26 protein-coding genes are annotated in these 24,063 nt (G+C 58.0%); 17 read left to right on the top strand and 9 right to left on the bottom strand.

What is annotated here, in order from left to right; translation table 11 throughout:
- The first annotated feature begins 63 nt into the window (after nucleotides 1–63).
- On the top strand, nucleotides 64–1,362 hold the full coding sequence (locus ACXAGD_RS15230) for a lytic murein transglycosylase (protein WP_475211699.1): 1,299 nt from the start codon (nucleotides 64–66) through the stop codon (nucleotides 1,360–1,362).
- Nucleotides 1,363–1,514: 152 nt separating this feature from the next.
- Nucleotides 1,515–1,769: a hypothetical protein gene (locus tag ACXAGD_RS15225; RefSeq protein WP_475211698.1), complete on the top strand. Its 255-nt coding sequence runs from the start codon at nucleotides 1,515–1,517 to the stop codon at nucleotides 1,767–1,769.
- 86 nt (nucleotides 1,770–1,855) lie between these two features.
- On the opposite strand, the gene ACXAGD_RS15220 is transcribed toward ACXAGD_RS15225, so the two are convergent.
- Entirely contained in the window at nucleotides 1,856–3,253 is a 1,398-nt protein-coding gene (locus ACXAGD_RS15220) for an aspartate aminotransferase family protein (protein ID WP_475211697.1), read from the bottom strand.
- Between the two features lie 75 nt (nucleotides 3,254–3,328).
- A complete protein-coding gene (locus tag ACXAGD_RS15215) occupies nucleotides 3,329–4,012 on the bottom strand; it encodes a GntR family transcriptional regulator (protein ID WP_475211695.1) in 684 nt (227 codons plus the stop codon).
- A gap of 140 nt (nucleotides 4,013–4,152) precedes the next feature.
- Here ACXAGD_RS15215 and ACXAGD_RS15210 point away from each other — a divergent pair, with 140 nt between their 5' ends.
- The 5 genes from ACXAGD_RS15210 to ACXAGD_RS15190 all read left to right on the top strand — a co-directional run bounded on the left by ACXAGD_RS15210 (nucleotide 4,153) and on the right by ACXAGD_RS15190 (nucleotide 9,436).
- The gene (locus ACXAGD_RS15210; RefSeq protein WP_475211694.1) at nucleotides 4,153–5,238 is read left to right on the top strand and encodes a polyamine ABC transporter substrate-binding protein; all 1,086 of its coding nucleotides are present in this window, start codon (nucleotides 4,153–4,155) and stop codon (nucleotides 5,236–5,238) included.
- A 67-nt stretch (nucleotides 5,239–5,305) separates the two neighbouring features.
- Complete coding sequence (locus ACXAGD_RS15205; RefSeq protein WP_475211693.1) at nucleotides 5,306–6,433, top strand: ABC transporter ATP-binding protein; 1,128 nt, start codon at nucleotides 5,306–5,308, stop codon at nucleotides 6,431–6,433.
- Entirely contained in the window at nucleotides 6,433–7,323 is an 891-nt protein-coding gene (locus tag ACXAGD_RS15200; RefSeq protein WP_475211692.1) for an ABC transporter permease subunit, read from the top strand. The genes ACXAGD_RS15205 and ACXAGD_RS15200 overlap by 1 nt, the downstream gene beginning before the upstream one ends.
- Nucleotides 7,320–8,138: an ABC transporter permease gene (locus tag ACXAGD_RS15195; RefSeq protein WP_475211691.1), complete on the top strand. Its 819-nt coding sequence runs from the start codon at nucleotides 7,320–7,322 to the stop codon at nucleotides 8,136–8,138. The genes ACXAGD_RS15200 and ACXAGD_RS15195 overlap by 4 nt, the downstream gene beginning before the upstream one ends.
- Nucleotides 8,135–9,436 carry an NAD(P)/FAD-dependent oxidoreductase gene (locus ACXAGD_RS15190; RefSeq protein WP_475211690.1) on the top strand — a complete coding sequence of 434 codons (1,302 nt, stop codon included), beginning with the start codon at nucleotides 8,135–8,137 and terminating at the stop codon, nucleotides 9,434–9,436. The genes ACXAGD_RS15195 and ACXAGD_RS15190 overlap by 4 nt, the downstream gene beginning before the upstream one ends.
- 3 nt (nucleotides 9,437–9,439) lie before the next feature.
- Here the strand turns inward: ACXAGD_RS15190 and ACXAGD_RS15185 are convergent, their stop codons facing one another.
- The 3 genes from ACXAGD_RS15185 to ACXAGD_RS15175 are packed head-to-tail and all read right to left on the bottom strand — an operon-like array spanning nucleotide 9,440 to nucleotide 12,259.
- Entirely contained in the window at nucleotides 9,440–10,306 is an 867-nt protein-coding gene (locus ACXAGD_RS15185) for a phosphotransferase family protein (protein WP_475211689.1), read from the bottom strand.
- A gap of 55 nt (nucleotides 10,307–10,361) precedes the next feature.
- Entirely contained in the window at nucleotides 10,362–11,027 is a 666-nt protein-coding gene (locus ACXAGD_RS15180; RefSeq protein WP_475211688.1) for a flagellar hook capping FlgD N-terminal domain-containing protein, read from the bottom strand.
- 2 nt (nucleotides 11,028–11,029) lie between these two features.
- A complete protein-coding gene (locus ACXAGD_RS15175; protein ID WP_475211687.1) occupies nucleotides 11,030–12,259 on the bottom strand; it encodes a flagellar hook-length control protein FliK in 1,230 nt (409 codons plus the stop codon).
- 112 nt (nucleotides 12,260–12,371) lie between these two features.
- On the opposite strand from ACXAGD_RS15175, the gene ACXAGD_RS15170 reads away from it, so the two are divergent.
- From ACXAGD_RS15170 to ACXAGD_RS15145, 6 genes are all read left to right on the top strand, one after another.
- The gene (locus ACXAGD_RS15170; protein WP_475211686.1) at nucleotides 12,372–12,653 is read left to right on the top strand and encodes a rod-binding protein; all 282 of its coding nucleotides are present in this window, start codon (nucleotides 12,372–12,374) and stop codon (nucleotides 12,651–12,653) included.
- On the top strand, nucleotides 12,637–12,996 hold the full coding sequence (locus tag ACXAGD_RS15165) for a flagellar biosynthesis protein FlgN (RefSeq protein ID WP_475211685.1): 360 nt from the start codon (nucleotides 12,637–12,639) through the stop codon (nucleotides 12,994–12,996). Before ACXAGD_RS15170 ends, ACXAGD_RS15165 begins: the two co-directional genes overlap by 17 nt.
- 210 nt (nucleotides 12,997–13,206) lie before the next feature.
- Nucleotides 13,207–14,418 carry a flagellin N-terminal helical domain-containing protein gene (locus ACXAGD_RS15160; RefSeq protein ID WP_475211684.1) on the top strand — a complete coding sequence of 404 codons (1,212 nt, stop codon included), beginning with the start codon at nucleotides 13,207–13,209 and terminating at the stop codon, nucleotides 14,416–14,418.
- 77 nt (nucleotides 14,419–14,495) lie between these two features.
- Complete coding sequence (gene flaF, locus ACXAGD_RS15155) at nucleotides 14,496–14,870, top strand: flagellar biosynthesis regulator FlaF (protein WP_475211683.1); 375 nt, start codon at nucleotides 14,496–14,498, stop codon at nucleotides 14,868–14,870.
- Nucleotides 14,870–15,271, top strand: coding sequence for a flagellar biosynthesis repressor FlbT (gene flbT, locus ACXAGD_RS15150; protein WP_475211682.1), 402 nt, complete (start codon nucleotides 14,870–14,872; stop codon nucleotides 15,269–15,271). Before flaF ends, flbT begins: the two co-directional genes overlap by 1 nt.
- A 32-nt stretch (nucleotides 15,272–15,303) precedes the next feature.
- Nucleotides 15,304–16,059 (top strand): DUF1217 domain-containing protein, encoded by a 756-nt coding sequence (locus tag ACXAGD_RS15145; RefSeq protein WP_475211681.1) that lies wholly within the window; start codon nucleotides 15,304–15,306, stop codon nucleotides 16,057–16,059.
- 18 nt (nucleotides 16,060–16,077) lie between these two features.
- Here ACXAGD_RS15145 and ACXAGD_RS15140 read toward each other — a convergent pair whose 3' ends face one another.
- From ACXAGD_RS15140 to ACXAGD_RS15130, 3 genes are all read right to left on the bottom strand, one after another.
- Nucleotides 16,078–17,649 (bottom strand): DUF427 domain-containing protein, encoded by a 1,572-nt coding sequence (locus ACXAGD_RS15140; protein ID WP_475211680.1) that lies wholly within the window; start codon nucleotides 17,647–17,649, stop codon nucleotides 16,078–16,080.
- A gap of 106 nt (nucleotides 17,650–17,755) precedes the next feature.
- The gene (locus ACXAGD_RS15135) at nucleotides 17,756–18,457 is read right to left on the bottom strand and encodes a winged helix-turn-helix domain-containing protein (protein WP_475211679.1); all 702 of its coding nucleotides are present in this window, start codon (nucleotides 18,455–18,457) and stop codon (nucleotides 17,756–17,758) included.
- Nucleotides 18,429–18,716 (bottom strand): hypothetical protein, encoded by a 288-nt coding sequence (locus tag ACXAGD_RS15130; RefSeq protein WP_475211678.1) that lies wholly within the window; start codon nucleotides 18,714–18,716, stop codon nucleotides 18,429–18,431. The genes ACXAGD_RS15135 and ACXAGD_RS15130 overlap by 29 nt, the downstream gene beginning before the upstream one ends.
- A 176-nt stretch (nucleotides 18,717–18,892) precedes the next feature.
- Here ACXAGD_RS15130 and ACXAGD_RS15125 point away from each other — a divergent pair, with 176 nt between their 5' ends.
- The 4 genes from ACXAGD_RS15125 to ACXAGD_RS15110 all read left to right on the top strand — a co-directional run bounded on the left by ACXAGD_RS15125 (nucleotide 18,893) and on the right by ACXAGD_RS15110 (nucleotide 22,858).
- Nucleotides 18,893–19,381: a hypothetical protein gene (locus ACXAGD_RS15125; protein WP_475211677.1), complete on the top strand. Its 489-nt coding sequence runs from the start codon at nucleotides 18,893–18,895 to the stop codon at nucleotides 19,379–19,381.
- A 111-nt stretch (nucleotides 19,382–19,492) separates the two neighbouring features.
- Nucleotides 19,493–20,110: a ribonuclease HII gene (locus ACXAGD_RS15120; RefSeq protein ID WP_475211676.1), complete on the top strand. Its 618-nt coding sequence runs from the start codon at nucleotides 19,493–19,495 to the stop codon at nucleotides 20,108–20,110.
- 107 nt (nucleotides 20,111–20,217) lie between these two features.
- The gene (locus ACXAGD_RS15115) at nucleotides 20,218–21,318 is read left to right on the top strand and encodes a DNA methyltransferase (protein WP_475211675.1); all 1,101 of its coding nucleotides are present in this window, start codon (nucleotides 20,218–20,220) and stop codon (nucleotides 21,316–21,318) included.
- 139 nt (nucleotides 21,319–21,457) lie between these two features.
- Nucleotides 21,458–22,858, top strand: coding sequence for an adenylate/guanylate cyclase domain-containing protein (locus tag ACXAGD_RS15110; RefSeq protein ID WP_475211674.1), 1,401 nt, complete (start codon nucleotides 21,458–21,460; stop codon nucleotides 22,856–22,858).
- Nucleotides 22,859–22,911: 53 nt separating this feature from the next.
- Here ACXAGD_RS15110 and ACXAGD_RS15105 read toward each other — a convergent pair whose 3' ends face one another.
- Nucleotides 22,912–24,048, bottom strand: a complete 1,137-nt coding sequence (locus tag ACXAGD_RS15105) for an alkane 1-monooxygenase (protein WP_475211673.1) — start codon at nucleotides 24,046–24,048, stop codon at nucleotides 22,912–22,914.
- Nucleotides 24,049–24,063: the final 15 nt, after the last annotated feature.

The following is a 24,063-nucleotide window of genomic DNA, read 5'->3' as shown; positions in this document are numbered from 1 at the left end:
AGCCCTTTGTGAAATTCACGTTTTGCGCTATTCTAACCCTGAGCAGTAATCAGGAATTTCGGAATGCGTAAATGCACAAGTGGCGTCATTGCCGCTGCATTATGGGCATCCATTGTGCAGGCGGAATCCCTCAATACAGCGGATGGGTTGACGTCCATCCAATTGGCCTCGGCTGATCTGACAGTGTCGTTACGACCGGTTCTGCGGCCCTCAGCAATGGAGTATCGGGTGTCGACCGAAGGTAACGCGCGGTTTCAGGCGTGGCTGGGGGCGTTTCGGGACCGGGCGCTTGAACAGGGCATTTCGGCCGCCACTCTGGATCGGTCTTTGGCCGGGCTGGCCTATGACAAGAAGATCATTGAACGGGATCGTAATCAGGCCGAGTTCTCAAAACCGATCTGGGAGTATCTGGATTCCGCTGTCTCGGACACGCGGGTTTCGAACGGTCGCGCGGGGTTGGACCGCCATCACGCAACTCTGACCCGGATCGAGGCGCAATATGGCGTCGAGAAAGAGATCGTGACCGCAATCTGGGGGCTTGAGACCTCATTCGGGACGTACCGCGGCAGCGATCACACCATCCGCTCGTTGGCGACACTGGCCTTTGACGCGCGGCGGGCGCAGTTCTTTGAGACTCAGCTGATCGCTGCGTTGCAGATCATTCAGGCGGGCGATGTCAGCCCGGGTCACATGCTGGGCAGCTGGGCCGGTGCGATGGGTCATACGCAGTTCATGCCGACCTCGTATCTGGATCACGCGGTGGATTTCGATGGCGATGGGCGGCGGGATGTCTGGTCGGATGATCCGACCGATGCGCTGGCTTCGGCCGCCGCTTATCTGGCGCGGCACGGTTGGACCAAGGGGCAACCCTGGGGGGTCGAGGTACGCCTGCCCGAGGGGTTCGACTTTGCCACCGCCAAGCGGGATTACACGCTGCTGCCTTCGGATTGGGCCGCACGCGGTGTGGTCGGACGTGACGGCCAACCGGTCCCGGACCATGGGCAAGCTGCCATCCTGCTACCTGCGGGCGGGCAGGGCGTGGCGCTGATGATCTTCGACAATTTCCGCGTGATTGAGGCATATAACGGGGCGGATGCCTATGTGATCGGCATCGGCCACTTGTCTGACCGTCTGGCCGGACACGCCCCGTTTCATGGCGATTGGCCCCGCGACGACCGGGTCTTGAGTTTCACGGAGAAAAAGGAATTGCAATCCCGCCTGACCGAGGCCGGATTTGACACTCAGGGTATTGATGGGCGCACCGGGCCGAACACGACCAATGCGGTACGGGCTTTTCAAATCGCACAGGGTCTGGTGCCGGATGGATATGCGAGCCTCAGATTGTTGGAGCGGTTGCGTTAGACCTGCAGTAAAAACCCTGATCAGCGACAGTATTTCGGCGCCATAGCTGCAAAAGGTTGGTCGTTTTGGCCAATCTCTTGTGACTTTGTGCCATGGGTGTTGTGTAGGCTCTAACCGGTCCCAAGTGTGCTTCAAATTGATGAGGCCGCTCTATGATTGATGACGAACCGAAGCCAGCACAATATTACGATGATCGCATGATCTGGACCCAGGATCCGACATCCACAGACAAAGATGTCTACGATGTCTTCGCGACCGACATTGTGCGGCTGGTAAAAGTTCTGGATGAAAACGAACCCCTTATGTCGAGGGACGTCTACGCAAGGCTATTCGCGTCCTTGTTGGACTTGTCCAGAGTACTCGGAGAGTACGAAGACAGTTGGAGTCGGAGTTACAAGACGCCGTAATACCGGCGTCCGCCGAACGGTGTGTCCGCAGGACACTGGCAAAAAGGGCGGCAGCGTCAGGCCGCCCTTATTTTTTTGGTGCTTTCTTAAGACGCGGCTTTCATCAGCCCCTGTGCGATGATCTCGGCTTGCGCCTCGTCCAGCGACTTGTGGATGCGCACGAACATCTCGTCGATATCCGTAGGGGTCAGGACCAACGGTGGAGAGATGATCATCCGGTCGCCCACGTGGCGCATGATCAGGTTATTCGCAAAACACCGGTCGCGGCAGATATAGCCGACCGTCCCGGGGTCCGAGGCAAACTTGGCACGGCTGGCCTTGTCCGGCGTCAGCGCTATCGAGGCCATCATGCCGACGATCTTGGCTTCGCCCACCAGTGGGTGATCGGCCAATGCCTCCCATTTCTGTTTCAGGTAGGGCGCGGCGACGTCGCGGACGTGGTCGACGATCTTTTCTTCTTCAAGAATGCGCAGGTTTTCCAGCGCTACGGCTGCAGCTACCGGGTGGCCGGAGTAGGTGTAGCCATGGTTGAATTCGGTGCCGCCGATGACCTCAGCGATTTCGTCATTCACGATCGACCCGCCGATAGGTGCATAGCCCGAGCTGAGCCCTTTTGCGATGGTCATGATATGCGGTTTGATCCCGACGGTCTGTGAACCAAACCAGTTGCCGGTGCGGCCAAAACCGCAGATCACCTCATCCGCGATCAGCAGGATGTCGTATTTGTCGCAAATGCGCTGAACCTCGGGCCAGTAGGTATCCGGTGCCACGATCACACCGCCCGCGCCTTGCACAGGTTCGGCGATGAAGGCTGCGACGCGGTCTTCGCCCAGTTCCAAGATCGCCTGTTCCAGCTCACGCGCGCGGGCCAGGCCGAAGTCTTCTGGCGTCATGTCGCCGCCTTCTGCCCACCAGTTCGGTTGGTTGATGTGGTGGATGTTCGGGATCGGAATGCCACCTTGCGCGTGCATCCCTGCCATGCCGCCCAAAGACGCGGACCCCACGGACGAGCCGTGATAGGCGTTCTTGCGGCTGATGATGATGTTCTTGTCGGGCTGACCTTTCTCGGCCCAGTAGGTGCGCACCAGTCGGATGTTGGTGTCATTCGCCTCGGACCCGCCTGCAGCGAAGAAGACGTGGTTCAGATCGCCCGGCGCCAGCTCGGCCAGTTTCTTGGCCAGCGCAATGGCTGGCACGTGAGTCGTTTTGAAGAACGTGTTGTAGTAGGGCAGCTCGCGCATCTGGCGGGCGGCGGCATCGGCCAATTCATCGCGGCCATAGCCGATATTGACGCACCACAGACCGGCCATGGCATCCAAAATCTCTTCGCCTTCGCTGTCGGTCAGGTAGACACCCTTGGCGCGGGTGATGACGCGGGCGCCTTCTTTCCCAAGCGATCCGTTGGCCGAAAACGGGTGCATGTGGTGGGCGGCATCCAGCGCCTGCAATTCGGCGGTGGGCATGTGGTTGGTGATGGTGGACATCCGGAAACCTCCTGAAAGAGCGGTTGGCATTCACAATATGATCAAATTTTTTTCTGTCAATCGAATCGCAATAATCTAGGCGTGGGACAGGGCGTCGGCCATCAGCTCCATCCCCTGCTCGATGTCCCGCGCGGTGGCTCTTGCAACCCCTTCAGCATCTTGGGCGCGCAACGCAGCAAGGATATCCTTGTGCCAATCCGGCAGGCTCTGTGTGCCAAAACGACCACAAACCACCCGCAGGGATGGACCGAATCTAAGCCAGAGCCGCTCGGTCAGATCGCTGAGAATCGGTGCGTTTGCATGGGAATAGAGCGCCTCGTGAAAGCTGTGGTTCAGGCGCAGATAGCCGCTGACGTCGCCATCTGCAATGGTGCGGTCCAGTTGCTGGTCGATGCGCTCCAGCTTGTCAATGTCCGCACGATTCATATTCGCGGTTGCGCGTCTTGAAAGCTCTGATTCTATTGATAATCTTGCAAATATCATCTGCTCAACATCGCGGGCCGACAGCAGCGGAACGCTGACCCTGCGGTTGCCCTGAAACACCAGCGCCCCGTCCGAAATCAGGCGTCGGATCGCTTCGCGAACCGGGGTCATTCCTACCCCTAGAGATTCGGTCAAACCCTGTATCGTGACAGGCTGTCCCGGCACCAATTCGCCAAACATGATCTGCGCTTTCAGGGTTTGGTATACCTGTTCATGCGCGGGCTGTTTTTCACCCTCTGCCTTCGTTCTCGGTGCTTTATTTTTGATCAAATCCAATTGGTTTGCCCTGTTTCCAATGTTGTTAGCTTGCCAGGTGCCTGACCTTTTGAAACCATACGCGGGATCGGGGGAAAACGCAAAACTTGATCAAATCCAAAAAAGCGGGAAAATACCCGTACACTTGCAGGGAGAAGAAAATGTCAATCAAAACGCTGACGATGACTGCGGTCATCGCATTGGGGACTTCGGCGGCCTTTGCCGAAGAAGTGCGTGTCTACAATTGGTCCGACTATATCGACGAGGACCTTCTGAAGAAGTTCGAGGAAGAGACCGGCCTGACGCTTATCTACGACGTATTCGACAGCAACGAGGTTCTTGAAACCAAGATGCTGGCGGGCGGATCGGGTTATGACGTCGTGGTTCCGACCGGCAGCTTCATGAGCCGCCAGATTCAGGCGGGCGCATTCCAGGAGCTGGATGCGGCCAAGCTGTCAAACATCGGCAATGCGTGGGATGTCATTGCTGAACGTGTCTCGCAGTTCGACCCCGGTAACAAGCATTCGGTCAACTACATGTGGGGCACCACCGGGCTGGGCGTGAATGTCAGCAAGGTCAAGGAAGTGCTGGGTGAGGACGCGCCTCTGGACTCGATGGAGCTGATCTTTAATCCGGAAAACATGGAGAAACTAGCTGAGTGTGGCGTGTATTTCCTTGACGCCCCAGATGAGATGGTGCCTGCGGCGCTGGTCTATGCGGGCCTCGATCCGAACTCGCACGACAAGGACGATATCGCCAAGGCAGAAGAGGTCTTTGCCGCGGTCCGTCCTTACGTGAACAAGTTCCACAGCTCGGAATACATCAACGCGCTGGCCAATGGAGATATCTGCGTGGCCGTCGGATTCTCGGGCGACGTGCTGCAAGCGCGGGATCGCGCGGCCGAGGCCGACAATGGCGTTGAGATCGCCTATAACGCGTTCAAAGAAGGCTCACAGATGTGGTTCGACCAATTGGCGGTTCCGGTCGATGCGCCGAACCCGGACGGGGCGCATAAGTTCATCAACTTCATGCTGGACGCCCAGAACATGGCCGCCGCATCGAACTATGTGTATTACGCCAACGGCAACAAGGCCTCGCAAGAATTCCTTGAAGAAGACGTAATCGGTGATCCGGCCGTCTATCCGTCGGAAGAGGCAATGGCGAATACCTATATCAAAGGGCCTTACCCGCAGAAAACGCAGCGCATCGTGACGCGCATGTGGACCAAGATCAAATCGGGCACCTGATCCGATACTGCGCAGGGCGGCGCGGGCCGCCTTGCGCCTTTTTCCAGATTGTCGAACGGGGGCCGCTTTGAACTCTGACGTTTTTGCGCCGTGGGAAGACCCGCAGGCGAAACCTTTGATCCAGTTCCGGAATGTCACCAAACGGTTTGGAGACTTCACGGCCATCGACAACCTGTCTTTGGACATTTTTGAGCGCGAGTTCTTTGCGCTGCTGGGGCCGTCAGGCTGCGGCAAAACCACAATGATGCGGATGCTGGCAGGGTTCGAGAAACCGACCGAAGGTCATATCATGTTGGGCGGTCAGGACATCGACCCGATCCCGCCGAACAAACGCGCGGTGAATATGATGTTCCAGTCATACGCGCTGTTTCCGCACCTTAGCATCTGGGACAACATCGCCTTTGGATTGCGTCGGGACAACATGCCCAAGCATGATCTACAGGACCGTGTCGAGGAAATGCTGCGCCTAACCCGGCTAGAGCAATTTGCCCGCCGCAAGCCGCACCAGATCTCGGGCGGGCAACGTCAGCGAGTGGCGCTGGCGCGGTCTCTGGCCAAGGCGCCCAAGCTGCTGCTGCTGGACGAACCGCTGGGCGCGCTGGACAAGAAACTGCGGCAGGACACGCAGTTCGAACTGATGGATATCCAGGAAAAGACCGGCACCACCTTTGTGATCGTCACCCACGATCAGGAAGAGGCGATGACCGTCGCCAGCCGAGTGGCCGTTATGGATCAGGGCAAGCTGATGCAGGTCGCGACGCCGGATCGCATCTATGAGAACCCGAACTCGGTATATGTCGCGGATTTCATTGGCGATGTGAACATCATTGAGGGCCGCGCCTCGGCCAACGGTGAAAATACCTATCAGATCGACTGGGCAGAGGGTCAGGCACCTCTAACGGCGACTTCGGCTAACGGGGTTTCGAATGGTCAGTCCTGCCACCTTGCGATCCGGCCTGAGAAGGTGACGATCTCGGCCGACCGCCCAGCGGATGCGATCAATGCGGTGCAGGGCAAGGTACATGACATCGCCTATCTGGGCAACTTGTCCACCTATCACGTCGAGTTGCCGAACGGTACGATTATCAAGGCGCAGACGGCCAATACCCGCCGGATCTCGCGCCGGTCGTTCACATGGGAAGACCCGGTCTGGCTGTCTTGGACAGCAACGGCTGCGGTCCTGCTGGCAAACTGATGCGCCGCGCGTTTCTGATTGCCGTTCCATACGTCTGGCTGCTGGCGCTGTTTCTGGTGCCGTTTTTCATCGTCCTGAAAATCTCTCTGTCGGATAGCGAACTGGCTATCCCGCCGTATACGCCAACACTGGACTTGTCACAGGGCTGGGCCGGGATCAGGGATTTCTTCAGTCAGCTGGATTTCGAAAACTTCGTCTGGCTGACCGAGGATGACCTGTATTGGAAAGCCTACCTCTCCAGCGTCAAGATCGCGGTGGTTTCCACCTTTCTGACGCTGCTGGTGGGCTATCCTATCGCCTACGGTATGGCCCGCGCGCCTGCGGAATGGCGGCCGACATTGATGATGCTGGTGATCCTGCCGTTTTGGACCTCGTTCCTGATCCGGGTTTATGCGTGGATGGGCATCCTGTCGAACGAAGGTTATCTGAACCAGTTCCTGCTGTGGACGGGCATTATTTCGACCCCGCTGACCATTCTGAACACCAACGCGGCGGTCTATATCGGCATCGTTTATACCTATCTGCCCTTCATGATCCTGCCGATCTATTCGTCGCTGGAACGGATGGACGGATCGCTGATCGAGGCGGCAGAAGACCTTGGCTGCTCGCGTCTTGAAGCCTTCTGGCTAGTGACAGTCCCGCTGTCGCGCCCCGGTATCATCGCGGGCTGTTTCCTAGTCATGATCCCAGTGATTGGTGAGTTCGTGATCCCGTCACTTCTAGGCGGTTCAGGCACGCTGATGATTGGTAAGGTTCTGTGGGAGGAGTTCTTCTCGAACCGCGACTGGCCGGTGGCCAGCGCCGTGGCCGTGGTGCTGTTGCTGATCCTCGTGATCCCGATCGTGCTGTTCCAGCGCAACCAGCAGAAACAGGCGGAGGCAGAACAATGAGCAGGCTAAGCTGGTTCAATACCGTGTCCCTGACCCTGGGGTTCGCCTTCCTTTATATTCCAATGGTTATCCTGATCATCTTCAGCTTCAATGAAAGCAAATTGGTGACGGTTTGGGCCGGGTTTTCGACCAAATGGTATGGTGAGCTTTTCCAAAACGAGCAAGTCTTAGACGCCGCGTGGGTGACGTTGCGCGTTGCGGTTTTCTCGTCGACGATTGCAACAATTCTGGGTACCGCCGCTGCCTATGTGTTGGTGCGCGGGGGGCGTTTCTTTGGCCGGACGTTGTTTTCCGGCATGATCTACGCACCATTGGTTATGCCCGAGGTGATTACCGGCCTGTCTCTGTTGCTGCTGTTCATCGGTATCGGGCTGGATCGTGGTATCCTGACCATTGTGCTTGCGCACACGACGTTTTCGATGTGTTTCGTTTCCGTGGTCGTCTCTTCTCGCCTTGTGACCTTCGATCAATCACTGGAAGAGGCCGCGCTTGATCTGGGGTGTTCTCCGGCGCAAGCGTTTCGTCTGGTAACACTGCCGATCATCGCCCCGGCCGTAATTTCGGGATGGCTGCTGGCTTTCACACTCTCTCTGGATGATCTTGTGATCGCATCCTTTACCGCGGGGCCGTCGGCGACGACTTTGCCGATGAGGATTTTCTCGGCCGTACGACTGGGGGTCAGTCCGGAAATTAATGCGCTATCGACGATCATGATCGCTGTTGTCACCCTTGGCGTGATCACCGCCTCACTGGTGACCAAGCGCGCAATGGTGCGGCAAAAGCGGGATGAGATGGCGGCAGCGCGAACCGAATGAAACGGCTGTTTCCTGACTATACCTATGGCCCCGGTCCACGGACCAACTGCTGGTGGGATGAAACGATTGACAGCCCGGATTGGCCAGTGCTGCAAGATGGCGGTGAAGTTGATGTTGCCATCATTGGCGGCGGGTTCACTGGGCTTTCAGCCGCGTTGCATCTTGCCAAGGCGGGCGCGTCCATTGCCGTGCTTGAGGCGCAAACGCCCGGCTGGGGGGCCTCGGGGCGCAATGGCGGGTTTTGTTGTCTGGGCGGCTCCAAGCTGAGCCATGGCGCGATGGTTCGCCAGTTCGGTGAGGCCGATGCGCACCGCTATGCGCAAGCTGAGGAGGGCGCGGTTGACCTTGTTGCCGATCTGCTAGCCACCCATGACATTGATGCGGATGTGCATTCGCGAGGCGAAACCCAACTGGCCCACACCCCGCGGGCGATGGAACGGCTTCGCAAGCACGCCGAGGATGAGGGCACGCTTCACGAACCCAGTGATCTGCCTGCGCTTGGCATGGGCGGCGGATTTCTTGGCGGCTATACCCACCCGGTCGGTTTTGCCCTGAACCCCAGAAAGTACCTGTTCGGACTGGCGCGCGCGGCAAGGTCGCGGGGGGTCGATCTGTTCCAGAAAAGTGCGGTTCAATCGATTCACAGAACTCAAGCCGGCTTCGACCTAGAGACTGGGGTGTGTCGGATCAGGGCCAAAACCGTTTTGATCTGCACCAACGGTTATTCCAGCGAGGACATCCCGCCGTGGATGGCGGGTCGCTACATGCCTGCTCAATCCACGGTTCTGGTAACCCGCCCCTTGTCCGAGGCCGAGTTGCAAGCGCAGGGCTGGACCTCGGATCAGATGGCTTATGATACCCGCCATCTGCTGCACTATTTCCGCCTGATGCCTGACCGTCGGTTTCTGTTCGGAATGCGTGGAGGGCTGCTGTCTTCTCCAAGGGCCGAGGCTGCCATTCGGCGCAATGCTGTCAAAGATTTCAGGCAGATGTTTCCGGAATGGGCGGGCGCTGAGGTGACCCATATGTGGTCCGGTATGGTTTGCTTGTCGCGGGGTCTGACGCCATATGTTGGTCCTGTGGAAGGTCAGCCGGGGATGTTCGCCGGGTTCGCATACCACGGAAATGGAGTGGCAATGGGCACTTATTGCGGGCGTGCGCTGGCCCGGATGGTTCTGGGGCAGGATGCGAAACTACCAGCCCCAATAGCACGCGCCCCGGAACGATTTCCGCTTGGACGTTGGCGTCGTGCATTGATGCCGCCTGCTTATGCGGCGATGGCGCTTGCGGATTGGTAGCGGTCAGAGCGCTTCCAGCTCCAGCTCCAACCCTTCGGCGTAGTCGGCAGCACCATTTTCGATACGCCACAGGCAATAGGCTGCCATCCGCCACGCGTACCATCGACGCAGCGACTTGAACCGCTCGACCGTTTCCCTGTGATCATAAGCCGACAGGAACTGACGCTCTTCAGCCGGAGACAGAGCCGCGCCGCGGTAAAGGTGCTGCATTGCCGGCGAAAGAAACAACGCCAGGTCCTCACACGGATCACCCCGCGCCGGGCATTGCCAGTCGATAAGGGTCAGGCCGGACGGTGCGGCCAGAATGTTCCCGGCAACCGGATCGCCATGGATCAAGCAGGTATTAGTGGTTGGTGGCACTTGCTCGTCGGGCTTCAATTGTTCCAGCCGACGCCGCGTTGGCGAGCCACAGACGTCAAGAATGCGTTGCCCGTGCCGCGCCAGATCAGCGCTGCCGTTGCATCCTCTCGGAGCCTGGACTGGCAGGTCGAGCGCGTGAAGTGTGCGCAGCAGCTTCCCCACATTAGTCACCCCCTCGCGCCAGGGCGTGCCCGGTGCATGGTCATAAAACACCCACCGGCCATGTTCATGCTGGCCGGCTGCGCGAAGACGGGGGACAAACCCCGTGGGCTCCAAAGCGGTCAGGCACTGCGCTTCCAATTGAGCATCGTTGCGGAACAACGGATTGCGCAACCCGGCGCGATAAAGTTTCAGAACCTTACCGCCGTTTTCTTCCAACACCTTCCAGACCTGATTGGTGCGCCCGCCATACAGGGTTTGAAAGCGCGTATCCCCCGCAACCAGCCCCCGGTCGCGCAGGTCATCGACAAGATCCAATGGAGGGGTAATCGGGTCAGACAGAGGGGCCACCGGTACATTAAGCGAGTCGCAGGTTGCACAGGTTTGGCCTGTCGCGCCCTGCAGATCAAGCTCCGGCGCGAACCCCTGTTACCATTCCCACCGGAACGACCTGACCGCTTTCCAGCGTCAACAAGACCGAGTCCTCTCCGACCTGCGCCTCGACCACCTGATTGTAGGACGCGACGGGTTGGGTCGACAGCAATTCATCGCCGTCATAGCTTTCCAGCGTCGCCGAATAACTGCCTGCTGGTAATGGGCTGCCGTCACTCGCTGTGCCAGCCCAGACAAAGTCGGTTTGCGTCACCGGGACGGAAATCCGCTCGACCTCATTGCCGTTGCTGTCACGGACGACCATGACTGCGCCATCGGCCGCTGTTGCGGCCTGTGCGGACAGGGTCACGGGCTCACCGTCAAAGTGAAAAGCCGCAGTGGTTTTCACATCCATGCCGACCCAATTGGCTAGCTCTTCCAGCTTGACGCCGCCCAGTGACAGCACCAGTTCCGACAGTGCCTCGTTGGTTTGCACCTGCTGCTCGACCATCGAAAACTGCGCAAGTTGTGAGGCGTATTCGCTTGAATCCATCGGTTCCAACGGGTCCTGATTCTTTGCCTGGGTAGTCATCAGCAACAGAAAAGTGTCGAAGTCAGATGCCACAGATGCAGCTTGCGACTTGGAGGCCGCTTGCGCGGGTGCGGTGGCCTGAGTTGTCGATTGCGTTGGGGTGATCATGGTCAAAGCCTCATGTCGATTCGCCCGTCAGGGGCAATGTGTGGGCGCGCCGGGCCAGTCTCGGCGGCGTTTTCAGGTTGAGGGGCGGAGAACTCATTGCTGTCTTCCCCATCAGGCCCGTCGTGCGGTGAATCGGCGGATGTGCCCAGATCAAAGGACAGATCGCCCAGGCCAAAGTTCTTGAACTCGGCCTCAAGAACCGAGAGGTGGCGGCGCATCATGTCCAATGTCTCGGGGCGCTCTGCGTTGATGGTCAGATGCAAGCCATCGTCGCGGCCATTCAAAACGATTGAAACGCGCCCCAATTCTTCGGGATTCAGGGCAACCTCGATGGTGCCGGAATGCGGTCGTACATTGATTGCGGTTGCCATCTGGGATGCGATTGCACGCGCTGTTTCAGCGCGGGCGGTAGCAGTCATCGCCTGAACAGCAGGTCCCGATTCGCGCGGGCTTGAAACGGTTGGGGCTTCTCTGACGGCCTGTGTGTCTTCTACCTCGGGGATCGGCTGTGTTTCGACCTGAAGGCTGGTTTTTTCGGTCGCCAGAAGTTGCATCTGGACAAGAGACGGCACGCGATCAGGGAGTTTCGAGGCTTTTGGCATCGGCTCAGCCACTGGCGCGTGTTGCGGCACATGCCGGTCCGGATCGGAAAAGACCGACGGGACGGGTATTTCTTTCGGTCGCTGGTCCGCGATGATCGGTCCCACCGGCAGGCTTTGCGATTTAAGGATGATTCCAGTCGGTCGCCTCGGATGTTCACCCCCGGAAATCAAAGCCTGAAAAGCCGGGGGAACCGAACGCTGTGCTTTGCTTTCGACTGCATGCTGAGTTTCACCCCCCGCAAGATCCGACTGACTGTCCCCGTTCGGCTCGACCTCTGCCTTGGCCATTGAAGGGATTGCCAACAGCTCTTTTGGGGCCGAAGCCAGAACCGCTTTGGGAACAGCTTCCGCAGCAACAGGACGAATTTCCTCAGGTGGCTGGTCATCCGGTGCAACTGGGATATCTGCCGATTCAACTTCTTCCGTGATGACCTCAAGCTCTGACGCTGCATCCGGGTCTTGAACCACTAGGTCAGCCGTTTCAGCGTCACCAGATTGCGGACCGGTGTCCTGATCCATGACTGTTTGAAAGGACGTACCGCCTTTGCGCACGCCGGCCTCGTGTGGGGTCGCATCGGGTTTTGCGGTGGCGGTTGGTGAGGGCATCACCGCTGAAAGAGGGTTGGGCATTTCGCTCCGGCTCCTTTTGTGTACCCGGAAATCTGCCCGCAGGAAGTTACGTTTATTTTAACCGCTTTCGCCTTTGATCAAGAAAGTTCGATGCAAATTTCGGAGAAAAACAATGAAGGTTTCTGCGACCCCTCCCGCCGCGCAACCACTGACAACTCCTCAGAAAGTACAGGCCGCCGCTGTAGAGTTGGAGGCCGCGTTTCTGGCTGAAATGCTCAAGGCCTCGGGGTTGGGCAAGGCGCGCCAGTCTTTTGGCGGCGGCGCCGGGGAGGGTCAGTTTTCCTCCTTCCTTGTGCAGCATCAGGCGCGCGCGCTGGCCGAATCCGGTGGCGTCGGCCTGTCCGAAATTTTGTTCCAGTCCATGATGGAGAAAACCAATGCCGACCAAAGCTGACACCGACCTGATCAAGTCCCTGGAAGAAGTGCTGGAGCTTGAGCGTACTGCGCTTGTTGACGGTGACCTGGACCGGTTGAATCACATGGCACCGGAAAAGGAAAAGCTGATCGGAGCAATCAATGAACTGCAGGTTTTTGACAGTGCTGAGTTGATTCGCCTGCAAGAAAAGGTCGAACGCAATCAGGCCTTACTGAACAGCGCGGCCGAGGGGATTCGCGCCGTGGCCAGCCGCATGGCCGAATTGCGCCGTGTGCGACAGGAGTTCAGTACCTATGGAGCCGATGGTCAACGCAACGGATACACCGTGCGTCACAACGCAAAGCTGGAAAAAAGGGCATAGCGGCGGGTTTGATTCAAATCCGATTTTTCTGGTTTGGACGCCTTAGCACTCCGTTAGGGGATCAGCGGCAAAGGTGGTCGGGCACTTGGAAACAGCAGGTGGCGCGAACAGCCCGACGGCGGATCGCATTGATCAGAAAGACGTCAAAGCCCGCAGATGGTGCGGGGTAAGCATGGGCGCAAAGGGCCCGAACGGAAAAGGAAGAAAGCTATGTCCAGCATTCTGACCAACAATGGCGCAATGGTTGCGCTGCAAACTCTGAAATCGGTCAACAAGAACCTGGCACAGACCCAGAACGCGATCTCGACCGGTAAGGACGTTGCAACTGCCAAAGACAACTCGGCCGTCTGGGCGATCTCCAAAGTTATGGAGTCTGACGTCAATGGCTTCAACGCGATTAAGGACAGCCTGGCACTGGGTGAATCGACCGTAGCAGTGGCCCGAAATGCCGCCGAAACGGTGACCGATCTGCTGACCCAGATGAAAGGCAAGATCGTCGCCGCGCAAGAAGACAACGTCGATCGTGGCAAGATCAACGACGACGTGACCGCTCTTAAAGATCAGATCAACTCGGTTGTCAGCGCAGCACAGTTCAATGGTTTGAATCTGGTAGATGGGTCCTCGGGTTCTGCGTCGATTCTGGCCTCGCTGGATCGTGACAACACAGGTGCGGTGACCGCGTCGTCGATCTCTGTGGCGGGTCAGAACCTGTCTACGGGCGGCTATACTGCGGCACAGGTGTTTGATGGGTCGACAGGCGCCTCGACCGGCAATGACCGGGTAGGTGCGACCATTGACAACGGCGCAACCTCGGCAACCGCGCTGGTGACAGACGAATCCAGCGGTGCTTTTGCCGCGGGTGACAAGGTCGTTGTCGCGATTAACGATCAGACTGTGTCCTATACCGTTTCGGCTGCCGACGCCGCTGCGACAACCACAGGTGACCTTGTCGCTGTGGGCCTGAAGGCGAAGATCGACGAATTGGGCATCACCGGTTTGACCGTTGACTACGACTCGGGCACGCAAGGCACGCTGTCGGTCGCCAACGCAACTGGCAACGACATCTCGTTCTCGGCTCAGTACGTGAACGCAGGCTCGGGCGGTCTGGGTGCGTTGACCGGCATCGACGTTTCAACCGGCGCTGGCGCAACTGCTGCTATGGCAACGATTGAAACCCTGATCGACACCTCGATTGACGCCTCGGCTGCGTTCGGTTCGTCGCAGGGCCGGATCGAGACGCAGAAGGAGTTCATCTCGAATCTGGCTGACTCGTTCAAGTCCGGCATCGGTTCGCTGGTTGACGCCGACATGGAAGAGACCTCGGCCCGTCTGCAAGCCCTGCAAGTGCAGCAGCAGCTGGCCACCCAGTCGCTGTCGATTGCCAACCAGGCACCGCAGTCGATCTTGTCTCTGTTCCGTTAACCTAAGGAACCTGGCTGGGGCGTGGAAACCCGCCCCAGCCGTGATCGCCAAAAGACGGACTATTGGAAGGATTTCAAGTGACACCGCACACTCTTGCACAGCGCGCCTATGCACAGACCGCCGCCCCCACGCGCACGCCGCGTGATACCGAGTACGAGGCGATTTCAAAGATCACGCACCGGCTCAAGGCTGCGGCCGCCCGACAAAAGTCAGACTTTGGCGGTTTCGTTCAGGCGCTGCACGAAAATCGTCGCCTTTGGACCGTTCTGGCCAGCGGTGTCACGGATTCGGACAACGCCTTGCCCACCGAGTTGCGGGCGCGCATTTTCTACCTAGCCGAATTCACCGAACAGCACAGCAGCCAGGTCCTGGGCAATAAGGCGACTGTGGAACCCCTGCTTGAAATCAACATGGCCGTGCTGCGTGGCCTGCGGCAAAGGGGGGCCACCTGATGGGCGGGTTGGTTCTGAAACTGGCCCCAAAAGAGAGGGTGTTGATTAACGGCGTGGTTGTTGAAAACGGAGATCGCCGCAGCCGCTTTTCGATCATGACGCCGGATGCCAACGTCCTACGCTTGCGGGACGCCATCCACCCTGAAGAGGTGAACACTCCGGTACGTCGGGTCTGCTATGCCGCCCAACTTGTGTTGTCCGGCGATATGGAGCCTGAACAGGCCCGCCAGCAACTGCTGCGCCGAGTAGAAGAACTGAGCCAGGTCTTCACTGACGCAGACAGCCGGAGGGTGCTGTCCGAGGCAACCGAGGCCTTGTTGTCCGAGCAGTATTACAAGTGTCTGAAATCTTTGCGAGCGTTATTGCCGCGCGAAGAACGGTTGATGGCATATCAGCAATGACGTTCCAGCCTGTCATCCCTACGGGGGGCTTGGTGGGCTGGCGATTTCTACAGCGCACTTATGACGCACAGCTCGACAGCTTTTCGTCGTCATCTGTCAATGAGAGGGAGCGGCAGTACTTTCTAGACAACATCGGAAAGGTGCAAACGGCCGAGGATCTGGTGTCCGACCGCCGCTTGCTGCAGGTCGCATTGGGCGCTTTCGGTTTGGAAGACGATATAAACAATCGCTACTTCATCCAGAAGGTGCTGTCCGATGGCACCAGCGCCGATGACGCTCTGTCAAACCGTTTATCTGACGGCAGATATCGCGAGTTTTCCGAAGCGTTCGGTCTGGGTCCGGGGGAAATACGCAGAACCGGGCTGGCGACTTTCATGGAGGATATTGCGCGCGACAATGACGTGTCCCGGTTCGAGATTGCGGTTGGCAATTCCGACGATACCATGCGCATTGCGCTTTATGCACAGCACGCCCTAGCCGATCTGGCCGGGCAAAGTGGCAGCGCAGATACAAAATGGTTCGATCTGATGAGCCTGCCGCCGCTGCGAAGTATGATGGAAACCGCGCTGGGATTGCCGTCCAGCTTTGCTCAACTGGATATCGACCGACAGCTTAACGTGTTCAAAGATCGATTGTCAGGCCTGACTGGGTCCGATGATCTGGCACAGTTCACCGATGAAGCAGCGGTGGCGCAACTGACGGACCGGTATCTGGCGCGCAGCCAGATTGCCCAGTTGCAGAGCACGATTTCACCGGCTCAGACCGCGCTGATCCTGTTGGGTGCGTGATCTGAACTCGGGCTGGTGTCAGCCGTTCAAAACCGCATCTGCCGAGGTTCGCAGGGCGTAAGATATGACCGGCTGGGACACATTGTGTAGTTTGACATCGCCCAGCGGCATCGCATTGGCACAGGCAGGTTGAATGTCGGCCGATACAACGATACGGTGGCCGACCTTTTTGCCATACTCTCCCAGTCGCGCCGCAACATTCGCGGCCTGTCCGATGACGGTGAAATCCAGCCGTTCGCGTGATCCGACATTGCCATAGGTGACCCGACCATAGGCAACACCGATCGAACAGTCGCAATGAATGTCTGATCCGGATTGGCGCAATTCGCCCAGTTTTTCGACGATTTCGATGGCTGACCGCTGGGCATTCCAGCGTGCCGATTCCGAGTCGTCTCCAGCCGGGAATACTGCCAGCACAGCGTCGCCGATGAACTTGAGAACCTCGCCGCCATTGTCATGCACAATGCCGGATACGGTCTCAAAGAACTCGTTCAACAGGTTGATGTAGGCGGTTCGCCCCAGCTCTTCTTCCAGACTGGTGGAGTTTCGCAAGTCGCAGAACATGATTGCGGCGTCGATCTCATCGCCGTCACCGCGACGGATTTCACCCCCCAGAACCCGCGCGCCAGAGCGTTTGCCAACATAGGTCTCCAGCAGAACCTGCGCGTTTTCGCGCTGCATGAAGACCTCGTAGAACCGGGCTATGACCGAGGAACATTCGAACACCAACCCAAGGTTTTCGGTGGTGAACCCGTCCGGGTGGTCACAGGTCAGAGTTAAAACATTGGTCCGCCCGTCCGAGAACGGCAGCGGCATGGCGACGTAGTCGGTCGCACCTTTGGCGCGCAAATCCTCCATGATCGGAAAGCTGTTCTGCGGGTTTTCGTCGTTCAGCCGCTGACGCACCCCGCCCAGCCCGTTCGATACATGACGCAGTGGACTGTTGATATAGGCCGGGTGGTCGTGAATCTCATAGGTTGGCACATTGGTTGAAATCTCGGCCTCGCCCTTTTCCCAGATATAGTGTTTGCCCGCGATCAGCGGATGCAACGACCAGGCCAGAATGCTGAGCCGCTGAATGGCGATGCCGTGCTCCAGCATCTTTTCGGCCAGCGCTTTGGTGAAGGCCTCGGGGGTTTGGTTTTCGGACGCGCCACGCATCAGCCAGTCGATCAGCGGGCCGCTGATATTTCCATCCTCGGGATCGCGCAGAGCGTTTTCGCCCAGATCTATCCGCGTATAGGCGTTGGGCATGAATCCGATATGGCCCTGAATGGCCGTGCTTTCAGGCAGCGCATCTTCGTAGGCCCAGACAGAGTTTGCCAGACGTTGACCATCCAGAATGACATCGTGATATGTCGCGGTGCCTTTGAAGGGGCAAAAGGTCTGCAACTCGGTTTCGTCGCCAAGATCGATACGGACGTCATCCCGCGGGATATAGATCGTGGCCGGCAGCCGCGTTTCATACATGACTTTGGCGTTGGTGCTTTCGGCCAAAAGGGTATTGTCGCGGTAGATTGCAACACGCCCAGTCAGTTCCTCGACCGAGATGCCGTAACCTTTGGTCTTTGGGGTGGTGTGCACATTCATCATCAGACTCCCTGACGCGAGTCTTAATAGGATGGGCCTTTCACCGCCGCATTCCAAGGGGTGTCACCGGCATTTTATCGCACGTGTCCTGTGCGACGCGGCAGGGTCAGACCATCTGAATCACGTCTTTTTCGATCGACAGCATGTAACCCTTTTTGGCGATGTTCTTGACCAGAAGCTCGCTCACCATCTGGTTGCCTAGGGCATCGCGCAGCCTTTTGATCCGGGTGGCGCCCGCAGCCTCATCACAATCGGCGGCGTCCTTGCCGGAAATCATCGCTTCGATCTGAACGCCTGACAGAACCTCGTCATCCAGACGGGATTCGGCCAGGACTGACAGGGTTTCCATCGCCGCCGGGGTTAGTTTGAAATCCATGTTGTTTAGGTAGACGGTGTTTTCCTCGCGGCTGATCAGCAGTGAGGTCACCTGAATACCGGTGCGTTCGATCTGCGCCATCCGCCGGTTCAGCAGGACCAACATCACCAGAAACACCAGCGCAGTCACTAGCATGGCGCTGGCAAAGACCAGCAGCACAAAGATCACCATACGATAGCTGGACAGCGTGTCGGCAAAAGCGGTGCCGGATTGAGCCAGAATCTCCAACAGCCGGATTTCGGTCTGCGAAGTCAGATCGCTTTCGATGAACAGCCGCTCGACCCTGGCGTTGAAGGCATTGGCGTCGGGCAGGGTCCAGAACAGGAAGATTGCCGCCGTCACCAGAATCAAAACGATCGCCACGATGCCCGCACCGACTAGTCTGACGCCGGATCGGCGAGCCTCAGTAACGGAGATAGAATTGTCCGGCATTGGCCTTCCTTTTATCCAACCCTTCCGGCCCGAACACGGACATGACGTTCAGCAGGGTCCAGCCCGAGCCCTTGAGGCGCTGGGCGACTTCGCGTTTTGCCTGCCCCTTGTCGCAGGCCGAAACCTGCATGACGCCATAGTGCAGGCGCAGCGGATTGTCCTGTTTGGCCTTGTAATCCGCGTAGCAATCGGCCGCCGCAGCAGCAGAGCCAAGCGATATCAGGGCCAACACGGCCAGAGAAGAGAGGATCTGTTTCATAGGCCGCATCCTGCGCACGGGTTCGCGCGATATTCAATAACCCAAGGGGTTAGGCCGGGCTGATATTGGATAACAGCGTGCCGTTATTGCTTGTCTGGGCAAGGCGCACCCAATGTCGGGGCATCGAGCACACGGCCCGCCACCGGGCCTCCTGAGACTTCTGAAGGACAAGCACCATGCATAAGAAATTCATCGCCCTGATCGTGGCCTCTGCGGTTGCCATCACCGGAGTTTCGGCGTCGCAGGCGCGGGCAGCCGATGTCGAAGATATCCTTGGTGGATTGGCAGCCATCGCGCTGCTTGGCGTCGCGGTGAAGCACTTGAATGACAAAAACAAGAAGAACACCGTTACGAACAACTACAATCACGTATATAAGGCGCCGCAAGATCACGTGTACACAAAACCGCAACGCAGGCCGCGTGACATACGCCCGCTGCCGAAGCGGGTCGCGCGTTATAACCTGCCGCAACGATGCTTGCGCACTTTCCACGGCTTCTCGCCCAATCAGCCGCTGTTGGGCACGAACTGCCTGAGCAAGCATTACAAATACAGCAATAGCCTGCCAGACCAGTGCAAGGTCAGGTTCTGGAATGGCAACAAGGTCAAGCGGGCATACCACCCTGGCTGTTTGCGCCAGAACGGATACCGGGTGAGTTACAAGTAACGGTTTTCGAGCAGGAGCGGCGCCACAGAAGCGCCGTGCAGGGAGAGGGTGGCGCAAGCTGCCCTCTCTTTTTTTGTTGCGGTGGACGGTGAAACGCGGTTTTCCGGGGGTATGACGACACCGGATTATGAAATTGAGAAAGCAGCCGTGGCGCAGGGGTATCTGCGGATTGCCGGCGTGGATGAGGTTGGGCGCGGGCCGCTGGCAGGGCCTGTGGTCGCTGCCGCGGTCATCCTGAACCCTGAGGATATTCCCGAGGGGTTGAATGATTCCAAGAAACTGTCCGCAAAACGGCGTGACGCTCTTGAAACGGCCATACGTGACCGGGCCGAATTTGCATTAGCCGAGGCCACGGTAGCGGAGATCGATGAACACAACATTCTGCGTGCTTCGCATTTGGCAATGGAGCGCGCGGTGGCTGCGCTGGACCCTCCGCCTGACTATCTTCTGATCGATGGCAACATGATCCCGCGCGGTCTGACGATCCCGTCGCAAGCCGTGATCAAAGGTGACGCGCATTCTGTGTCGATTGCAGCGGCCTCGATCATCGCCAAAAACTGGCGCGATAAACTGATGGTGGATTTGGCGCAACAGCATCCCGGCTATGGCTGGGAGACAAACGCCGGTTATCCGTCGAAACAACACAGAGAAGCGCTGCGAAATCTGGGTGTGACCCCACACCATAGACGTTCGTTCAAACCGGTACACAATATCTTGTATCAAGAGTAAATTGTAAGTCGCTGATTCAAAAAAGAAATTGACGGCGAATCGTCTTTGACTCATCCTTGTCTCAACCAAATGAGCGCAAAAGCGCCGTGGATACTTGAGGCAGTAAAATGACAACAACCACCAAAAAGGGCGCAAAAGCGCTCCCTTTAAACACGATTCTATCCGGGGACTGCATCGATGTGATGAACAGTCTGCCTGAGGCGTCGGTGGACCTGATCTTTGCGGATCCGCCCTATAATCTGCAGCTGAAAGGCCAGTTGCACCGCCCTGATAACAGCCAGGTAGACGCGGTCGACGATCACTGGGACCAGTTTTCCAGCTTTGGCGCCTATGACCAGTTCACCCGTGACTGGCTGAAGGCGGCGCATCGTCTGCTCAAGCCGAACGGGGCGATTTGGGTGATTGGCTCGTATCACAACATCTTCCGTGTGGGCTCGGCCCTGCAGGACGCGGGATATTGGATTTTGAACGACGTCGTATGGCGCAAATCGAACCCGATGCCGAATTTCCGCGGCAAGCGGTTCACCAATGCGCATGAAACTATGATTTGGGCGTCGAAACGCGAAGGTGCGAAATACACGTTCAACTACGAAGCTCTGAAAGCGCTAAATGAAGGCGTGCAGATGCGCAGTGACTGGGTGCTGCCGATCTGCACCGGGCATGAGCGTCTAAAGGACGAAAACGGCGACAAGGCGCATCCGACGCAGAAACCGGAATCGCTGTTGCACCGTGTCCTGATCGGCTCGACCAATCCGGGAGATGTGATCCTCGATCCGTTCTTTGGCACCGGGACCACAGGCGCTGTAGCCAAGATGCTGGGTCGCGAATTCATCGGCATCGAGCGCGAGGAAAGCTATCGCAAAGTGGCTGAGAAGCGCATCGCCAAGGTCCGCAAATTCGACCGTGAGGCGCTGGAGGTCAGCGCCAGCAAACGCGCCGAACCGCGTGTTCCCTTCGGCCAGCTTGTCGAACGAGGCATGCTACGCCCGGGTGAGGAACTGTATTCGATGAACCAGCGCCACAAGGCCAAGGTTCGCGCCGATGGCACGCTGGTTGGGCAAAACGTCAAAGGCTCGATCCATCAGGTGGGTGCGCATCTGGAAAACGCGCCGTCCTGCAATGGCTGGACCTACTGGTGCTTCAAGCGCGACGGCAAGACGGTGCCGATCGACGTTCTTCGCCAGCAGATCCGGGCCGAGATGAACTGATTTCACCAATACCGCCGGTGCCTGTGGCCTGACACTAGGCACTACGCCTTGCCCCGCCGATATCGGCGGGGTCTTTTGTTTTTGCGCTATAGGTGATTGCATAGGCGTATCGCCCTGCAACGCCCGAAAGGTACCCGTCATGAGCGAAACAACCGCCAGCCCATCCCGTTTGGAACGGTTCACCCTGACGCGGCCCGATCCTGTGGAGATGGACAACAAATACACCGAAGCAGCGCTGGAGCGGCACAAGCAGGAAGGGCTTGAATTGGCCGTGCGCGCGCGGTGGATCGCCATGGCATTGACCGGGGTTCTTCTGATCTACTTTAACCCTCAATGGGAGGTGTTGTGGTATCTTTTCATCCTGCTGTTGATTTGCGCGAACGGGTGGCTGATCAGGCGGGCTGGCAGGGTCGGGCAGTCGCGTACTGAGCTTTTGTTGATCTTTGCCGATCTGCTGATCATGACCCTTGGTATGCTCGTACCGAACCCGTTTAGCGACGATGTCCGACCGTTAGCGATGCATTTTCGCTTCGACAACTTTCAGTATTTCTTCATCATTCTGGCGGCGGGCACGCTGGCTTATTCGTGGCGTACGGTCATTGCGATTGGGTCATGGACGGCCATGGTCTGGACCGCAGGTTGGATTATCGCCTGGTGGGTCGCAACTCCGATCCCGGGTATCAGCGAACGGGTTGCACAGGCGCTGGCGGGTTATCCGGATGTGGCCGAGTTGATGGACCCGAATAGTTTCCTGCCGAACCTGCGTATACAGCAGGTCGTTGTTTTCGTCATGGTTGCAGTAACCTTGGGTGTGTCCATGCGGCGCCTTAACCATCTTCTGTTGACCAATGCCGGGCTTGAGAGGGAACGGGCGAACCTGTCCCGTTACTTCTCGCCCAATGTGGTTGATGAACTCAGCCAGAATGACGAACCTCTGAAACAGGTACGCAAAGAGAATATCGCTGTTCTGTTCATCGATATCGTTGGGTTTACGAAATTCGCGGCGGGTCGTGATCCTTACGAGGTGATTGAGGTTCTGCGGGGATTTCATGCCCGGATGGAAACCGAAGTGTTCCGCCATCATGGAACGCTGGACAAGTATCTGGGCGACGGTTTGATGGCCACATTCGGGACTCCGGTACCGACACAGTTGGATGCGACCAACGCTCTGGCCTGCGCCCGAGCAATGGTTGAAATGATGGATCGTTGGAACCTTGAGCGGCGGCGCGCGGGTGAGGTTGAGATTCACGTTGGGATTGGTGTCCACTATGGCTCAGTGGTTTTGGGCGATATCGGTGCCAACCGTTTGGAATTTGCAGTGATCGGAGATGCAGTGAATGTCGCGGCAAAGCTGGAGGCGATGACGCGGGACCTTCAGGCCCGGATCGTAGTCAGCGATGCGTTGCTGACACAGGCATTGAGCGAAGGTCCGACCAGCCAGCCCGAGATGGAGGCGTTTACAAAGCGCAGCGGCGAGATCGTGCGGGGCGTCGCCGCGCCGATGGATGTATGGGTTTACGGAGATGCCGCCGCCCGTTAGGGCAGTATCAAAGATGCACATCCAACCCTTGGGGCGGTCATCGCGTGCCGCGGTCACGCGTTTGGTTTGGGATTTAATCCTTTGTTATACGGGTGCCACTCGGTAATTTCAGGGTAATACTGCTTGCGCCAGGCCCGGACACGCGGGTTCATGACACGCCGCCAAAGAGGCGGGATCATCGCAGCAATGGTCATCACTGGATATCCGTAGGGCAGCTGCGGAGCGTCGGCTTTCGCGTGGTTTTGCAACAGCGGGAAGCGCCTGTACGGTTTGTAGTGGTGGTCCGAGTGGCGCTGCAGGTTGATCAGCAGCCAGTTCGACGCTTTCTGCGAGGCGTTCCATGAATGACGCGGCAAAACATGTTCGTATTTGCCCTGACCCAGATGTTTGCGGGTCAGGCCGTAATGTTCCACGTAATTGACCAGTTCCAGCTGCCAGATCGCAACGCCAGCCTGGATCAAGAATAGGGCAAGGCCGGACAGGCCTCCGATCGCAAAGGCAAGTGCCAGCATCCCACCTTGCAGGGCCCAATAGCGCCAGAACGGGTTGGATAGGTCGGTCCAGCGGCGATCCTTGCGGGCCAGTTTTTCGCGTTCGGCCCGGAAGGCAGAGACGAGGCATTGTGTGAGGACACGCGGGTAGAAACGGTGAAAGCCTTCGTTGTAGCGCGCCGTAACCGGATCGCGCGGAGTGCCAACATAGCGGTGATGGACCAGCAGGTGTTCTGAGCGGAAGTGCGAATACAGCACCATCGCCAGAAGGATATCGCCCAGCCAACGCTCGAACCGGCCCTTTTGGTGCATCAGCTCGTGGCTGTAGTTGATACCGATAGTGCCAGAGATAACACCCATGCCGAAGAACAACCCGACCTTGGCAAACGCGGACAAGTGGTCGGTATGGGTGGCGTACCAAATCAATCCGTAGAGAGTCAGGAACTGTACGGGAACCCAAGCTTTGGTCAGCAGGATATACCAACGCAGCACCGAGTCCGGCGTGTCGGGATCGGCGTTGCTCAGCTCCAGGCCGGTTAACCGATCCAGAACGGCGAAGGCCCACCATGTCGATACCGGAACAAGCAGCACCCACCAGCCACCCGCCATCGCAGTCGTCCAGATCACCGGAACCAGCAAGAACGAGATCCAGAAGGGCAGGGCAGACTGCCAGCGGGACAGGGTGTCAGATGCGATCATGGGGCCTCCGAACGA

The organism is Ruegeria sp. ABF4_144 (genome assembly GCF_056160045.1).
This window is presented reverse-complemented; position numbering and strand designations above follow the sequence as displayed.

What these genes read in the sequence shown, in the direction of transcription:
- ACXAGD_RS15230 (WP_475211699.1), top strand. Translation starts at nt 64, where the DNA reads ATGCGTAAATGCACAAGTGGCGTCATTGCCGCTGCATTATGGGCATCC.
- ACXAGD_RS15225 (WP_475211698.1), top strand. Translation starts at nt 1,515, where the DNA reads ATGATTGATGACGAACCGAAGCCAGCACAATATTACGATGATCGCATG.
- ACXAGD_RS15220 (WP_475211697.1), bottom strand. Translation starts at nt 3,253, where the DNA reads ATGTCCACCATCACCAACCACATGCCCACCGCCGAATTGCAGGCGCTG.
- ACXAGD_RS15210 (WP_475211694.1), top strand. Translation starts at nt 4,153, where the DNA reads ATGTCAATCAAAACGCTGACGATGACTGCGGTCATCGCATTGGGGACT.
- ACXAGD_RS15200 (WP_475211692.1), top strand. Translation starts at nt 6,433, where the DNA reads ATGCGCCGCGCGTTTCTGATTGCCGTTCCATACGTCTGGCTGCTGGCG.
- ACXAGD_RS15195 (WP_475211691.1), top strand. Translation starts at nt 7,320, where the DNA reads ATGAGCAGGCTAAGCTGGTTCAATACCGTGTCCCTGACCCTGGGGTTC.
- ACXAGD_RS15190 (WP_475211690.1), top strand. Translation starts at nt 8,135, where the DNA reads ATGAAACGGCTGTTTCCTGACTATACCTATGGCCCCGGTCCACGGACC.
- ACXAGD_RS15180 (WP_475211688.1), bottom strand. Translation starts at nt 11,027, where the DNA reads ATGATCACCCCAACGCAATCGACAACTCAGGCCACCGCACCCGCGCAA.
- ACXAGD_RS15175 (WP_475211687.1), bottom strand. Translation starts at nt 12,259, where the DNA reads ATGCCCAACCCTCTTTCAGCGGTGATGCCCTCACCAACCGCCACCGCA.
- ACXAGD_RS15170 (WP_475211686.1), top strand. Translation starts at nt 12,372, where the DNA reads ATGAAGGTTTCTGCGACCCCTCCCGCCGCGCAACCACTGACAACTCCT.
- ACXAGD_RS15165 (WP_475211685.1), top strand. Translation starts at nt 12,637, where the DNA reads ATGCCGACCAAAGCTGACACCGACCTGATCAAGTCCCTGGAAGAAGTG.
- ACXAGD_RS15160 (WP_475211684.1), top strand. Translation starts at nt 13,207, where the DNA reads ATGTCCAGCATTCTGACCAACAATGGCGCAATGGTTGCGCTGCAAACT.
- flbT (WP_475211682.1), top strand. Translation starts at nt 14,870, where the DNA reads ATGGGCGGGTTGGTTCTGAAACTGGCCCCAAAAGAGAGGGTGTTGATT.
- ACXAGD_RS15140 (WP_475211680.1), bottom strand. Translation starts at nt 17,649, where the DNA reads ATGAATGTGCACACCACCCCAAAGACCAAAGGTTACGGCATCTCGGTC.
- ACXAGD_RS15135 (WP_475211679.1), bottom strand. Translation starts at nt 18,457, where the DNA reads ATGCCGGACAATTCTATCTCCGTTACTGAGGCTCGCCGATCCGGCGTC.
- ACXAGD_RS15130 (WP_475211678.1), bottom strand. Translation starts at nt 18,716, where the DNA reads ATGAAACAGATCCTCTCTTCTCTGGCCGTGTTGGCCCTGATATCGCTT.
- ACXAGD_RS15125 (WP_475211677.1), top strand. Translation starts at nt 18,893, where the DNA reads ATGCATAAGAAATTCATCGCCCTGATCGTGGCCTCTGCGGTTGCCATC.
- ACXAGD_RS15120 (WP_475211676.1), top strand. Translation starts at nt 19,493, where the DNA reads ATGACGACACCGGATTATGAAATTGAGAAAGCAGCCGTGGCGCAGGGG.
- ACXAGD_RS15115 (WP_475211675.1), top strand. Translation starts at nt 20,218, where the DNA reads ATGACAACAACCACCAAAAAGGGCGCAAAAGCGCTCCCTTTAAACACG.
- ACXAGD_RS15110 (WP_475211674.1), top strand. Translation starts at nt 21,458, where the DNA reads ATGAGCGAAACAACCGCCAGCCCATCCCGTTTGGAACGGTTCACCCTG.
- ACXAGD_RS15105 (WP_475211673.1), bottom strand. Translation starts at nt 24,048, where the DNA reads ATGATCGCATCTGACACCCTGTCCCGCTGGCAGTCTGCCCTGCCCTTC.